This is a genomic window from Streptomyces sp. NPDC101225, from assembly GCF_044767585.1.
GTDB lineage: Bacteria > Actinomycetota > Actinomycetes > Streptomycetales > Streptomycetaceae > Streptomyces.
On record NZ_JBIWOE010000026.1, the window covers coordinates 17,521 to 30,497 of the forward strand.

A 12,977-nucleotide genomic window follows, 5' to 3' on the forward strand; every position below is an offset into this window, starting at 1 on the left:
GAGGTTCCCCGTTGTCCCACGAGCACGAGCGCGAACACGAGCTCCGCGTCCTCAACCCCGCCACCGAGGAGGTCGTCGCCACCGTCCCCGCCGCCACCCCGGCCGACGTGGACACGGCCGTCGTCCGCGCCGGCCGCGCACAGCGGCGGTGGGCCGCCCTGCCGCCCGCCGACCGGGCGCGCCTGCTGCGCCGCTTCGCCGACGTCGTCGACGCCCAGGTGGAGGACCTCGCGCGGCTGGAGGTCCGCGAGGCGGGCCACCTCCTCGGCAACGCACGCTGGGAGGCCGGCAACGCCCGCGACCTGCTGCTGTACTCCGCGGGCGGCGCCGAACGCCTCCTCGGCCGGCAGATCCCCGCGCCCGGCGGCTGGAACGTCACCTTCCAGGAACCGCTCGGCGTGGTCGGCGTCATCGCCCCCTGGAACTTCCCGATGCCCATCGCCGCCTGGGGCTCCTTCCCTGCCCTCGCCGCGGGCAACGCGGTCGTCCTCAAACCCGCCGAGACCACCCCGCTGACCGCCCTGCGCCTGGCCGAACTCGCCCTGGAGGCGGGCCTGCCGGAGCATCTGTTCCAGGTGCTGCCCGGCCACGGCGGCGTCGCCGGACGCGCTCTCGTCGACCACCCCGACGTGGCGAAGATCGTGTTCACCGGCTCCACCCGCACCGGCCGCGAGGTCATGGAGCGGTGCGCCCGCCTGGTCAAGCCGGTCACCCTCGAACTCGGCGGCAAGAGCCCCAACATCGTCTTCGCCGACGCCGACCTCGGCCCGGCCGTCGACCCCTTCTCCTTCCTGGACAACTCCGGCCAGGACTGCTGCGCACGCACCCGGATCCTGGTGCAGGAGTCCGTGTACGACGAGGTCCGCGAGCTGCTCGCCGACGCGCTGGCCGGCATCGTGGTGGGCGACCCCGCCGAGGAGAAGACGCAGATGGGGCCGCTGATCAGCCGTCAGCAGCTGGACCGCGTACGGTCGTTCGTGCCGGACGGCGCCCCGGCCCTGCGCGGCGGCGCCCCCGACGGGCCCGGCTTCTGGTTCCCGCCGACCGTCCTCACCGGCGAGCGGCCCGACTCCGGCGCGGCCCGCGAGGAGATCTTCGGCCCGGTCGCCGTCCTCCTCCCCTTCACCGACGAGGCCGACGCGATCCGGCTCGCCAACGACACCCCCTACGGCCTGGCCGGCTCGCTGTGGACCCGCGACCTGGGCCGTGCGCTGCGCGTCTCCCATGCGGTCCGGGCCGGCAACCTCTCCGTCAACTCCCACTCCAGCGTCCGCTACTGGACCCCCTTCGGCGGCCTCAAGCAGTCCGGCCTCGGGCGCGAGCTCGGCCCGGACGCGCTGACCGCCTTCACCGAGACCAAGAACGTCTTCATCAGCACGGAAGGCCCCGCACAGTGACCGACACCCCTGTCTGCCGACGCCTGGTCGGCCGTACCGCCGTCATCACCGGAGCCGGCAGCGGCATCGGGCTCGCCACCGCCCGCCGGCTCGCCTCCGAGGGCGCCCACGTCGTCTGCGGCGACGTCGACGAGGTCCGCGGCAAGGCGGCGGCCGAGGAGGTGGGCGGGATCTTCGTGAAGGTCGACGTCACCGACGCCGACCAGGTCGAGGCCCTGTTCCGGACCGCCTTCGACACGTACGGCAGCGTCGACGTCGCCTTCAACAACGCGGGCATCTCGCCGCCCGACGACGACTCCATCCTGGAGACCGGCCTGGAGGCCTGGAAGCGGGTCCAGGAGGTCAACCTCACCTCCGTCTACCTGTGCTGCAAGGCCGCCATCCCCTACATGCGCCGGCAGGGCAGGGGTTCCATCATCAACACGGCGTCCTTCGTGGCGAGGATGGGGGCGGCCACGTCCCAGATCTCGTACACCGCGTCCAAGGGCGGCGTCCTCGCCATGTCCCGCGAACTGGGCGTGCAGTTCGCCCGCGAGGGCATCCGGGTGAACGCGCTCTGCCCGGGACCGGTCAACACCCCCCTGCTGCAGGAGCTGTTCGCCAAGGACCCGGAGCGGGCCGCCCGCCGCCTGGTGCACATCCCGGTCGGCCGGTTCGCGGAGGCCACGGAGATCGCCGCGGCGGTCGCCTTCCTGGCCAGCGACGACTCGTCCTTCGTGAACGCCACCGACTTCCTGGTGGACGGCGGCATCTCGGGCGCCTACGTCACACCGCTGTAGAAGCTGCCGCCGGGGCGCACCGCCCCGGACGGGCGCCGTGTACGGAGCGTCAGGCCGCGTCCTAGAGTGCCGGGATGAGCATGTCGCCCCCGCCCGGCTGGTACCCCGACCCGTCGGCCCCCCACCAGCAGCGCTGGTGGGACGGCACCGCCTGGACCGAGCACCGCAGCCCGGACACCGTGCCCGTGCGGCAGCCTGCCCCGGGCGGTTCCGGCCGGGCGAAGGCCGTGGCACTGGTCGCGGCCGGCGCCGTGCTCGTCGCGGCGATCGTCACGGGCGCGGTCTTCCTCGGCGGGAGCGGGGACGGGGACGGCCCGGACGTGCGGACCGCGCCGAACCCCGTCGGCTCCGGCGCCGGGCCGACCCGCGGCGGCGCCTCACCGTCGCCGTCCGCCTCCGGGCCCTCCGCCGACGACCCGTCCGTCGTCACCGACCAGCTCAACGGCATCACCCTGCCACTGCTCGACGGGTGGGTCAGGCCGCGATACGTCGCCGAGGACGACGTCGTCATGACCACCGACGGGACCTACGACTGCCCCGGCGACTCCGGCGTGTGCCGGCACGGCCTCGTCATCTCGCGCACGGTGAGCCAGAGCGACCAGACCTCCCCGCGGGCGCTCGCCCGGCAGGACATCGCGGACGCCGCCGACGCCGCCTACGACCGCGACCTGGTCGGCCGCCGGCCCTTCGGCGGCATCGAGTCCCACCGCCAGGTCAAGTCCGGCCAGATCGCGGTGGCGGGCCGGGCCGGATACTTCGTGCGCTGGCGCGTCACGACGGCCAAGGGGCCCGGCGGCTTCGTCGAGTCCCTCGCCTTCCCCTCCACCGTCGGCACCGAGGCGCCGGTGATCGTGCGGTTCGTCTTCGACGCGGGCGAGGCCGGTCCGCCGGTCGCCGACATGGACCGGATCGCCAGGGGCATCCGCCCGATCGGTGACGCGGCGACCGGCGGCGGGGTAGGCAGCAGCATCGGCCCGACGACGTGACCGGCCGGGCCGCGCCGCACCCTCACAGGAAGGTGTGACCCTCGCCGCGATACGTCGGGACGGTCGCCGTCACGGTCTCGCCCGCGACGAGATGCAGCACGTCGAACCGTTCGCACAGCTCGCCGGCCTTGGCGTGCCGGAACCACACCTTGTCACCGATCAGCAGGTCGTCCGCGGGGGAGCCGAGCAGCGGCGTCTGCACCTCGCCGGGCCCCTCCTGGGGGTCGTAGCGCAGCCCCTCGGGCAGGTGCGGGACCGGCAGACGGTCGGGTCCGGCCGCACCGGAGGCGGGATAGCCGCCGCCCAGCACCGTCACCACGCCGACGCCCGGCCGGCGCACGACGGGCAGGGCGAACAGGGCGGCCGGACGCCCGGTGAAGGAGGTGTAGTTGTCGAACAGCCGCGGCACGTACAGCCCGGAGCCGGCGCCGATCTCGGTGACCGCGTCCTCCGCGGCGGTGTGCTGCACGCTGCCGGTGCCGCCGCCGTTGACGAACTCCAGGTCGGGCACGACGGCCCGCACCGCGCGCACCACCGCGCCGCGCCGCTCGGCCAGCTCCCGGCGGGCGGTGGCCTGCATCAGCCGGACGGCGCGCGAGCGCAGCGGCTGCCCGGCGACGGAGTCGCCGACGCCCGCGACATGGCCCTCGTAGGCCATGATCCCCACGACCTTGAAGCCGGGGCGCCGGGCCACGGCGCGGGCCATGTCGGCGACCTGGGCGGGGGAGTGCAGCGGGGAACGGCGCGCGCCGACGCGCACGCGGCCCCCGAACAGCCTGAGCGAGGTGTCCAGCTCCAGGCAGACGCGGATGACCTCACGGCCGCCGTCGCGTGCCTCGTCGATGAGGCGCAGCTGCTCGGGGTCGTCGACCATCACGGTCACGGCGGCGGCGAGCTTGGGGTCGGCGGCGAGCTCCGCGTAGGAGGCGCGGTCCGCGGAGGGGTAGGCGAGCAGGATGTCGTCGAACCCGCTGCGCGCCAGCCACAGGGACTCGGCGAGGGTGAAGGCCATGACGCCGGCGAACCCGTCCCTGTCCAGGACCCGCTCCAGCAGGGCCCGGCAGCGTACGGACTTGCTCGCGACGCGGATCGGCTTGCCGGCGGCGCGGCGGACGAGATCGTCCGCGTTGGCGTCGAAGGCGTCCAGGTCCACGATGGCGAGCGGGGCGTCCAGATGGGCGGTGGCCCGGTCGTAACGGGCCCGGTCGGCGGCGCGCGCAGTCATGAACGCAGCCTGCCAGACAGGATTACCGCAGGGTAGGGGGACGTTCCGGGCAGATGCCCCGGGCTCGTGGACCGGTTCCCGTTCCGGCAGGGGCAGCCCGTAGAGTGACGCGCACGTACGGCGGGGCGACGTCGGCCGCACACCGCGCTCGGGGATGCCACAGCGTTCGTACGGGTATGCGTGCCCCGGGACGGACCGAAACCCGGCGTCGGCCGGTTGAGCGCACGGACGGCGGCCCGCGTACAGGTAGTCGGTCCGGGCGCGAGGAAACGGGGGGTGCATGAGCACGGAAGCGCAGCACGCCTCCATCCCCCCACGTCCGTCCAGGCCCCCGGCGGCCGGCCCGGACCCGGCGGCCCCCGAACCCGCGCCCACCGAGGACGGCACCACCGGGTCCGGCACCACCGGGTCCGACGGCGTCTGGTCCCCGTGGCGCACCTCCGAACCGTTCGACGCGTTCGCCCGCCGCGGCTCCGCCGGCCCTGCCGAGGAGGAGGTCCCGGCGGAGCGGCCGGGCACCGGACCCGCCCCGGACCGTGACACGGAGCGCTCCCAGAACCCCACCCGCCCCCCGGCCACCAGCACCCCGGCCACCGGCGCTCGGGACACCAACGCTAGGGACGCCCGCACGCCGGACATCGGCGCCCGGGACGCCCGCACTCCGGACATCGGCGCCCGGGACACCCGCACTCCGGATACCGGTGCTCGAGACGCCAACGCTCGGGCCACCGGCGCTTGGGACGCCCGCACTCGGGACGCCCGCACGCCGGACATCGGCGCCCGGGACACCCGCACTCCGGATACTGGTGCTCGGGACGCCCGCGCTCGGGCCACCGGCGCTCGGGACGCCCGCACTCCGGCCACCGGCGCTCGGGACGCCCGCGCTCGGGCTACCGGCGCTCGGGACCCCCGCACCCCGGACCCCAACGCCCGGGACACCCGCGTTCGCGACGCCCGCCCCCCGGACACCGGCGCCCGGGACACCAACGCCCGCGACGCCCGCACCCAGGACGCCCCCGCCCGGGACACCCGCACCCCGGACGCCAGCGGTTCCGACATCCGTACGCCGGGAACCCGCGCACCTGAGCGCGGGCCGCGCTTCCCGAGTCTGCGGGCGCCCGTCGGCCCGCCCCCGCCCCCGCCCCCGCCGCAGGCGTCGGCACGCTTCCCGGACGCCCCGCCGGCGGCCGGGCGCGAGGAGCCCGGTGCGGAGCGGCGTGCACGGCGGCGCGAGGGCACCGGCCCGGACGCGCCCGCCGCGACCGTGCCGCCCCGCCCGGCCCACCGCCCCACGGTCGCGCCGCAGCGCACGAGCGCCCCCGTGGAGAGCACCCAGGAGTCCACCGGGCGCCTGCGCCCACCTCCCGCGGAGGCCCCGCCCGTACCGTCCCCGCCGGCCCCCGCACCGGACACCGTGGGACCCGACCCCGCACTGTCCTGGAGCGCACCCGGCACGCCCGGCCGGACGCCGGGCCCGGCCCGGCCCGTCGTGTCGTTCGGGCAGCCCGAGGGGTACGACGAGCAGGCCCGGCCGCGTCCGCTCGGGGTGCGGGTGCGGCCGCGCACGGCCGCCGCCGGCGTCTGCCTCGTGCTCGGACTCGGCCTCATCGGCGGTGCCGTGACCGGCAGTTGGCTGGTCGGCGGGGGCGGCGAAGGCGGCACGCAGGACACCTACGCCACGGCCGGGACCCTCTGGCACAGCGTGCCCGTGGACCGGCTGTTCCCGCCGACCGTGCAGGGCACGGGCGCCGGCCCCGGCGGCGCCGACCGCACCTGGACACGCGTCGCCGTCGCACCGGACAGCGGCTGCAAGAACGCCTTCGACCCACTCCTGAGCAAGGCCCTCGCCCCCCTGGGCTGCCGGCGGCTGCTGCGCGCCACCTACACCGACGCCACCCAGAGCTTCGTCACCACCGTCGGCCTGGTGTTCACCAAGGCCGACGCCGCCTCCATGGACGCCTTCGCCAGGCGCTTCCGGAACGAGGGGCTCGGCACCCGCACCGACCTCATGCCCCGCCCCTACGCCGAGAAGGGCACCGCCGCCGCCCGCTTCGGCCCCGAGCAGCGCGCCTCCTGGACCGTCTCCGTGCTCACCGACGCCCCCGTCGTCGTCTACGCGGTCTCGGGCTGGGCCGACGGCCGCAGCGTCGACACGCCGGTCCCGGCCGAGCAGGCCACGCAGTCCGGAGCCACCTCGGCCCCCGCCCAGGCCGGCCTCGGCAACGAGGCCCAGGGGCTCGCCGACCGCATCGAGCGCTCCCTGCGCAAAGACGTCACCTCGCCCACGGAGAAGCCCTCGTGAAGCGCCGTACCGCACCGAGGGACGGGGCGGGGGCGAAGCGCCGTCTCGGCACGCTGAGCCTCCTCCTCGCCGCCTCCCTCGCGCTCGTCCCGCCCGCGGTCGCGCACGCCGACGGCATACGCGCCCAGCAGTGGGCCCTCGACGCCCTGCACACCCGGCAGGCGTGGCGGACCACCGAGGGCAAGGGCATCACGGTCGCCGTCCTCGACACCGGCGTCGAGGCGGACCACCCCGACCTCGCGGGCAACGTCCTGGCCGCGAAGGACATGATCGGCTTCGGGGCGAAGCGGGGCGACCGGGCCTGGGCCCGGCACGGGACGGCCATGGCCGGGATCATCGCCGGGCACGGCCACGGTCCCGGCGACGGCGACGGCGTCATGGGCGTCGCCCCCGAGGCGAAGATCCTCCCCGTCCGCGTGATCCTCGAGGACGGCGACCCGGCCCGCACCAAGGCGCGCGGCACCCGCGGCAACGCCCTCGCCGAAGGCATCCGCTGGGCCGCCGACCACGGCGCCGACGTCATCAACCTCTCCCTCGGCGACGACTCCGCCTCCGCCCACCCCGAACCCGCCGAGGACGAGGCCGTCCAGTACGCCCTCGAGAAGGGCGTCGCCGTGGTCGCCTCGGCCGGCAACGGCGGCGAGAAGGGCGACCACGTCTCCTACCCGGCGGCCTATCCGGGCGTCATCGCCGCGACCGCCGTGGACCGCTTCGGCACCCGCGCCTCCTTCTCCACCCGCCGCTGGTACGCTACGGTCAGCGCCCCCGGCGTCGACATCGTCATCGCCGACCCGGACCACAAGTACTACGAGGGGTGGGGCACCAGCGCGGCCTCGGCCTTCGTCTCCGGCGCCGTCGCCCTCATCAAGGCCGCGCACCCCGGGCTCACCCCCGCCCAGATCAAGCAGCTCCTGGAGGACACCGCCCGCAACGCCCCCTCGGGCGGCCGTGACGACTCCCGCGGCTTCGGCATGATCGACCCGGCCGCCGCCATCAAGGCCGCCGGCCGCCTCGAGCCGGAGGGCCTCCGGGCCGCGTCGTACGGCGAGAAGTACTTCGGCCCGGGCCCGGACATCGCCGAGCCGGGCGACGACACCAGCGGTTGGGCCGCCCCGCTCGCCGGCAGCCTCGGCGGGGTCCTGCTCGTGATGGCCGTGGTCATGTGGCGCGGCCGCCGCAGCCGCTACGAGGGCAGGTAGTCAGCCGCCGGCGGCCAGCGCCCCGACCGCCGCCTCGGCCGCCGCCTCGACCAGCGAGATCCCCTTCGCCTTCGTCGAGTTGCCGTTCGACAGCACGGCCACCAGGCAGTCGCTCCCGTCGGCCGTCACGCGCCCGATGCTGTTGATGTCCCACAGGCCCGTCGTGCTGCGGGCCAGCCAGCCGTTCTTCAGCGCCCACCGCGAGCCGTCGGCCGCGGCCGAGACACCCCAGTGCTGGTCGGCGGCGATCTGCCCCATCAGCCCCTGCAGATACGCCCGCGAGGTCTCGCTCAGCTCCGAGTCGTCCCCGAACACCTGGCGCAGCAGCGTGAGTTGATCGGCGGCCGTGGTCTGGGTCAGCCCCCACAGCATGCCGTCGCCCCCCTCGGTGCCCGTGAGCCCGAGCCGCTCGTTGGCGGCGTCGAGCCCGTCCGCCCCGCCGATGGTCCGCCACAGCGCCGACGCCGAGTCGTTGTCGCTGTTCTCGATCATCGCGGTGGCGTACGCCTTCTCGGCCGCCGTGAGATGCCGGTCCGCGTCCTGCGCCTGCAGCAGCAGCGTCGCCAGGATGTCGACCTTGACGATGCTCGCCGTGTCGAAGGCGCCGTCCCCGTAGGAGGCGCTCGCGCCGGACCCGAGGTCCAGCACCGCCACCGCCACGTCCGCGCCGTCCTCGACGGGCACCGACGCCATGGCGGTGCTCAGCAGCGCGTCGTGGTCGACCGCCGCCTGTGTCACGGATTCCACGGATTCCTCCCCGTCCGCCGTGGCCGAGGGGGAGGCCGACGCCGTCGCCGACGACGATACGGGGCCCGCGCCCGAGTGCGCCTGGGCCTTCACGTACACCGTCCCGGCGGCCGTACCGCCCACCACGGTCAGGGCGGCGAGGGCGACGTGGAGCAGGGACCGGGTCCTGGGCGGGCGCGAGCGGCGGCCTCTGCGGGCTCTGGAGGACTCCATGCCCGCGATGCTCGGGGCGCCGACTGTGCGTGCCGTTAGACGGACGTTAGATGTGTGTCAGCGGATTCTGAGAAAGCGGTGAAGGCCGTGAACGACCGGTTTCCGGGGCCGCACAAGCCCAGCAGCATCTCCCCTATAGGGTCGGTGACCGTGGCGAACAAGAACATTCCCGACCCCGGCTTCTCGGACGACGACGGCTCCGCCGACCCCGCGCTGAGCGCGGCGCTCGCCGCCTGGGCCGAGGACCGCACCGCCGTGGCCCCCGTCCTCCGGGCGCTGAAGGGCGCCCGGCTCCTCGTCCCCGTGGTGGCCGTCCTGGGCGAGGCCGAGGAGGACGAGAACGGGCTGCGCCGCGAGAAGACCAGCGACATGGCCGTGCCGACCCTGAAGGCCGGGTCCCGGACCGCGCTGCCGGCCTTCACCTCCACCGACGCGCTGGCCCGCTGGGACCCGGCGGCCCGGCCCGTCGCCGTACCGCTGCACCAGGCCCTGCGGGCCGCGGCGCACGAGAAGGCGGACACGGTGGTCCTGGACCTGGCCGGGCCGGTGCCGTTCGAGCTGACCGGACCCGCGCTGCTCGCCCTCGCCGAGGGCCGTACGACCACCGACCCGCTCGCCGACCCCGCGGTCCGGGAGGCGGTCCGCGCCGCCGTCCGGGCCGAGCCGTCGGTCCTGCGCGCCCACCTCGGGCCCGGCCGGGCCGACGGCACCCTCGCCCTCGTCCTCGACGCCTCCGCCGCACCCGACGAGGCCGCCCGCGCGGTCGCCGGGCGGCTGGCCGCCGACGCGACGCTGAGGGCCCGCCTGGTGCGCGGCCTCGACCTGGCACTGCTGCCGGCCGGGGCGACGCCGCCGGGCGAGCCCTTGTACGTACGGTGATCACCGAGGACGGCCGGCGGAAGTCCCCCCTGCCCGGCGACGCCCGGCGCGGCGCCGCGGGCCCTCCGGCGGACCTTCCCGGGCCGCGGCACTACCCGTAGATCGGCCCGGTGTACTTCTCGCCCGGCCCCTGGCCCGGCTCGTCCGCCACGAGCGAAGCCTCGCGGAAGGCCAGCTGGAGCGACTTCAGGCCGTCGCGCAGCGGGGCCGCGTGGAAGGAGCTGATCTCGGTCGCGGACGCCTCCAGCAGCCCGGCGAGGGCGGTGACCAGCTTGCGCGCCTCGTCCAGGTCCTTGTACTTGTCGCCCTCCTCGGTCAGGCCGAGCTTCACCGCGGCGGCGCTCATCAGGTTGACGGCGACCGTCACGATCACCTCGACCGCGGGGACCTCGGCGATGTCACGGGCCATGGCGTCGAAGTCGGCGGGGGACTCAGGAGGGGTGTCACTCATGTCCCACACGATAGGGCCCGGTGCACGCCGGTTCGCACCACCCCCGGGTTGCTGCTAACCTTGTGTGACGACCGGCCGGACGGGCGCGACAGCGCGCGGCCCGGCCCACAAGTGGAGGCTCCGATCTCCCACCTGACCGTCCCCCGGGACGGCGGGTCACCCCGGTCAGGCGACCACCATCGTTCCGTACGGACGATGGAGTCGTCCGAAAGTGCGCCCCGCGGCATCGCGGCGGTGCTCCGGTAGTGCTCGGAGTCCCGCCTGTGATCGTCCGGGGCATTTTTTCTGCTTCGGTGCGGTTAGGTCTGTCGAAACAAGACATACGCGGCTGTCCGCCAGACCGCCGTGTGGTGCTAACCGAGGAGGATCCATCAGCGCCGAGCCCCGCATCAACGACCGGATTCGCGTTCCCGAGGTGCGACTCGTCGGTCCCAGTGGCGAGCAGGTGGGCATCGTCCCGCTCGCGAAGGCACTGGAGCTTGCCCAGGAGTACGACCTCGACCTCGTCGAGGTGGCGGCGAACGCCCGTCCGCCCGTGTGCAAGCTCATGGACTACGGGAAGTTCAAGTACGAGTCGGCCATGAAGGCCCGTGAGGCGCGCAAGAACCAGGCGCACACGGTCATCAAGGAGATGAAGCTCCGGCCGAAGATCGACCCGCACGACTATGACACCAAGAAGGGTCACGTCGTCCGGTTCCTCAAGCAGGGCGACAAGGTCAAGATCACGATCATGTTCCGTGGTCGCGAGCAGTCCCGGCCCGAGCTGGGCTACCGACTGCTGCAGCGGCTGGCGGAGGACGTCCAGGACCTCGGCTTCGTGGAGTCGAACCCGAAGCAGGACGGCCGCAACATGATCATGGTTCTCGGTCCGCACAAGAAGAAGACCGAGGCGATGGCCGAGGCCCGCCAGGCGCAGGAGGCCCGCAAGGCCGAAGCGAAGGCCAACCCCGGCAAGTCGCAGAACGCCGCGGACGCCGAGACCGCGACGGACACTGCCGAGGCTCCTGCCGAAGCGTGACCCCCGGGGACGCGAGTCCCCAGGACGTAACCGATACAAGAGCGACGTTCCACCGTGCCCGGTTTCTGTGACCGGGCACCGGAACGCCACCGACGAGGAGATAACGGCGCCATGCCGAAGAACAAGTCGCACAGCGGTGCCAGCAAGCGCTTCAAGGTCACCGGCTCCGGCAAGGTGCTCCGTGAGCGCGCCGGCAAGCGCCACCTGCTCGAGCACAAGTCGTCGCGCCTGACGCGCCGCCTCACCGGCAACGCCGAGATGGCCCCGGGCGACGCCAAGAAGATCAAGAAGCTTCTCGGCAAGTGACGTCGGCGGCGCCCGCAGTGAGCGCCGTACGTCTGGACCGGGACCCAATCGTTTCCGGGCCGTGTGAGTCCCCCCGCGGCCCCGCTACAAGGAGTTAACAAGTGGCACGCGTCAAGCGGGCAGTCAACGCCCACAAGAAGCGCCGGGCGATCCTCGAGCAGGCATCCGGCTACCGCGGTCAGCGTTCGCGCCTGTACCGCAAGGCCAAGGAGCAGGTCACCCACTCGCTGGTCTACAACTACAACGACCGCAAGAAGCGCAAGGGTGACTTCCGCCAGCTGTGGATCCAGCGCATCAACGCCGCTGCCCGCGCCAACGGCATCACGTACAACCGCTTCATCCAGGGCCTGAAGGCCGCCAACGTCGAGGTCGACCGCAAGATCCTCGCCGAGCTGGCCGTCAACGACGCCACCGCGTTCGCCGCGCTGGTCGAGGTCGCCCAGAAGGCGCTGCCCGCCGACGTCAACGCCCCGAAGGCGGCCTGACGCCGATCCCGGCCCAGAGCCGACGTGACATGAGGGACCCGCAGGCTGAGGAAGCCTGCGGGTCCGCTGTTTCCTGAGCTGCCGAAGGTGAACCGCATGCCCTCCGCCACCCCCGAGCTGATCTCCCCCCGTTCCCCCCGCGTCTCCGCCGCCCGTCGGCTGGCCAGGAGGAACTTCCGGAGCAAGGAGCGGCTGTTCCTCGCGGAGGGGCCGCAGGCGGTGCGGGAGGCGGCCGGGCACCGGGACACGCTCGTGGAGCTGTTCACCACCGTCGAGGCCGCGGAGCGCCACGCCGACATCGTCGGCGAGGCCCGTGCCGCCGGGGCCCGCGTCCACCTCGCCTCCGAGCAGGTCGTCGCCGACATCTCGACGACCGTCACCCCGCAGGGGCTCGTCGGGATCTGCCGGTTCCTGGACGCGCCGTTCGCACGGATCCTCGCCGCCCGGCCCCGGCTGGTCGCCGTACTGGCGCACGTGCGCGACCCCGGGAACGCCGGGACCGTGCTCCGGTGCGCCGACGCCGCCGGGGCCGAGGCCGTCGTCCTGACCGACGCCTCCGTCGATCTCTACAACCCCAAGGCCGTACGGGCCTCGGTGGGCTCCCTGTTCCATCTGCCGGTCGCCGTCGGCGTCCCCGTGCAGGAGGCGGTCGCCGGGCTCAAGGGCGTCGGCGTCCGGATCCTCGCCGCGGACGGCGCCGGGACCGACGACCTCGACGACGAGCTCGACCAGGGCACCATGGGCGGGCCGACCGCCTGGGTGTTCGGCAACGAGGCGTGGGGGCTCCCGGAGGAGACCCGCGCACTCGCGGACGCCGTGGTGCGCGTCCCGATCCACGGGAAGGCCGAGAGTCTGAACCTCGCCACCGCGGCCGCCGTATGTCTCTATGCGTCGGCCCGTGCACAGCGCGCCTCCGGAGGGTGCCGCTCCGTCACCACGAGCTAGTAGGGTGACCAGCCCGAGGGGCCACCTGCGCCGTCTGAGAGGTGG

The 12,977-nt window shown here is 74.3% G+C and carries 12 protein-coding genes and 1 pseudogene; 10 read left to right on the forward strand and 3 right to left on the reverse strand.

Annotation, left to right across the window (positions count from 1 at the left end; genetic code table 11):
* The first annotated feature begins 11 nt into the window (after positions 1-11).
* The 3 genes from ACIRPX_RS29935 to ACIRPX_RS29945 all read left to right on the forward strand — a co-directional run bounded on the left by ACIRPX_RS29935 (position 12) and on the right by ACIRPX_RS29945 (position 3,162).
* Positions 12-1,397 (forward strand): aldehyde dehydrogenase family protein, encoded by a 1,386-nt coding sequence (locus ACIRPX_RS29935; protein WP_404201018.1) that lies wholly within the window; start codon positions 12-14, stop codon positions 1,395-1,397.
* A complete protein-coding gene (locus ACIRPX_RS29940; RefSeq protein WP_404201020.1) occupies positions 1,394-2,176 on the forward strand; it encodes a 3-oxoacyl-ACP reductase in 783 nt (260 codons plus the stop codon). Before ACIRPX_RS29935 ends, ACIRPX_RS29940 begins: the two co-directional genes overlap by 4 nt.
* A gap of 80 nt (positions 2,177-2,256) precedes the next feature.
* On the forward strand, positions 2,257-3,162 hold the full coding sequence (locus ACIRPX_RS29945; protein WP_404201210.1) for a DUF2510 domain-containing protein: 906 nt from the start codon (positions 2,257-2,259) through the stop codon (positions 3,160-3,162).
* A 22-nt stretch (positions 3,163-3,184) separates the two neighbouring features.
* Here the strand turns inward: ACIRPX_RS29945 and ACIRPX_RS29950 are convergent, their stop codons facing one another.
* Positions 3,185-4,387 (reverse strand): amino acid deaminase/aldolase, encoded by a 1,203-nt coding sequence (locus ACIRPX_RS29950; protein ID WP_404201022.1) that lies wholly within the window; start codon positions 4,385-4,387, stop codon positions 3,185-3,187.
* 280 nt (positions 4,388-4,667) lie between these two features.
* Here ACIRPX_RS29950 and ACIRPX_RS29955 point away from each other — a divergent pair, with 280 nt between their 5' ends.
* Both ACIRPX_RS29955 and mycP read left to right on the forward strand, forming a co-directional pair.
* A complete protein-coding gene (locus tag ACIRPX_RS29955) occupies positions 4,668-6,689 on the forward strand; it encodes a hypothetical protein (protein ID WP_404201024.1) in 2,022 nt (673 codons plus the stop codon).
* Positions 6,686-7,888 (forward strand): type VII secretion-associated serine protease mycosin, encoded by a 1,203-nt coding sequence (mycP, locus tag ACIRPX_RS29960; protein ID WP_404201026.1) that lies wholly within the window; start codon positions 6,686-6,688, stop codon positions 7,886-7,888. Before ACIRPX_RS29955 ends, mycP begins: the two co-directional genes overlap by 4 nt.
* Here mycP and ACIRPX_RS29965 read toward each other — a convergent pair whose 3' ends face one another.
* Complete coding sequence (locus ACIRPX_RS29965) at positions 7,889-8,848, reverse strand: serine hydrolase (protein ID WP_404201028.1); 960 nt, start codon at positions 8,846-8,848, stop codon at positions 7,889-7,891.
* A gap of 150 nt (positions 8,849-8,998) precedes the next feature.
* On the opposite strand from ACIRPX_RS29965, the gene ACIRPX_RS29970 reads away from it, so the two are divergent.
* Positions 8,999-9,727: an SseB family protein gene (locus ACIRPX_RS29970; protein WP_404201030.1), complete on the forward strand. Its 729-nt coding sequence runs from the start codon at positions 8,999-9,001 to the stop codon at positions 9,725-9,727.
* 91 nt (positions 9,728-9,818) lie between these two features.
* On the opposite strand, the gene ACIRPX_RS29975 is transcribed toward ACIRPX_RS29970, so the two are convergent.
* Entirely contained in the window at positions 9,819-10,178 is a 360-nt protein-coding gene (locus ACIRPX_RS29975; protein WP_404201032.1) for a DUF1844 domain-containing protein, read from the reverse strand.
* Positions 10,179-10,523: 345 nt separating this feature from the next.
* Here ACIRPX_RS29975 and infC point away from each other — a divergent pair.
* From infC to ACIRPX_RS29995, 4 genes and pseudogenes are all read left to right on the forward strand, one after another.
* Positions 10,524-11,196: pseudogene (gene infC / locus ACIRPX_RS29980) on the forward strand (translation initiation factor IF-3).
* A 111-nt stretch (positions 11,197-11,307) separates the two neighbouring features.
* A complete protein-coding gene (gene rpmI / locus ACIRPX_RS29985) occupies positions 11,308-11,502 on the forward strand; it encodes a 50S ribosomal protein L35 (RefSeq protein WP_007829094.1) in 195 nt (64 codons plus the stop codon).
* A gap of 101 nt (positions 11,503-11,603) precedes the next feature.
* Positions 11,604-11,987, forward strand: coding sequence for a 50S ribosomal protein L20 (rplT, locus tag ACIRPX_RS29990; RefSeq protein ID WP_004933571.1), 384 nt, complete (start codon positions 11,604-11,606; stop codon positions 11,985-11,987).
* Positions 11,988-12,083: 96 nt separating this feature from the next.
* Entirely contained in the window at positions 12,084-12,932 is an 849-nt protein-coding gene (locus ACIRPX_RS29995) for a TrmH family RNA methyltransferase (protein WP_404201034.1), read from the forward strand.
* Positions 12,933-12,977 lie beyond the last annotated feature (45 nt).

What these genes read in the sequence shown, in the direction of transcription:
- ACIRPX_RS29945 (WP_404201210.1), top strand. Translation starts at nt 2,257, where the DNA reads ATGTCGCCCCCGCCCGGCTGGTACCCCGACCCGTCGGCCCCCCACCAG.
- ACIRPX_RS29950 (WP_404201022.1), bottom strand. Translation starts at nt 4,387, where the DNA reads ATGACTGCGCGCGCCGCCGACCGGGCCCGTTACGACCGGGCCACCGCC.
- ACIRPX_RS29955 (WP_404201024.1), top strand. Translation starts at nt 4,668, where the DNA reads ATGAGCACGGAAGCGCAGCACGCCTCCATCCCCCCACGTCCGTCCAGG.
- ACIRPX_RS29965 (WP_404201028.1), bottom strand. Translation starts at nt 8,848, where the DNA reads ATGGAGTCCTCCAGAGCCCGCAGAGGCCGCCGCTCGCGCCCGCCCAGG.
- ACIRPX_RS29975 (WP_404201032.1), bottom strand. Translation starts at nt 10,178, where the DNA reads ATGAGTGACACCCCTCCTGAGTCCCCCGCCGACTTCGACGCCATGGCC.
- rpmI (WP_007829094.1), top strand. Translation starts at nt 11,308, where the DNA reads ATGCCGAAGAACAAGTCGCACAGCGGTGCCAGCAAGCGCTTCAAGGTC.
- ACIRPX_RS29995 (WP_404201034.1), top strand. Translation starts at nt 12,084, where the DNA reads ATGCCCTCCGCCACCCCCGAGCTGATCTCCCCCCGTTCCCCCCGCGTC.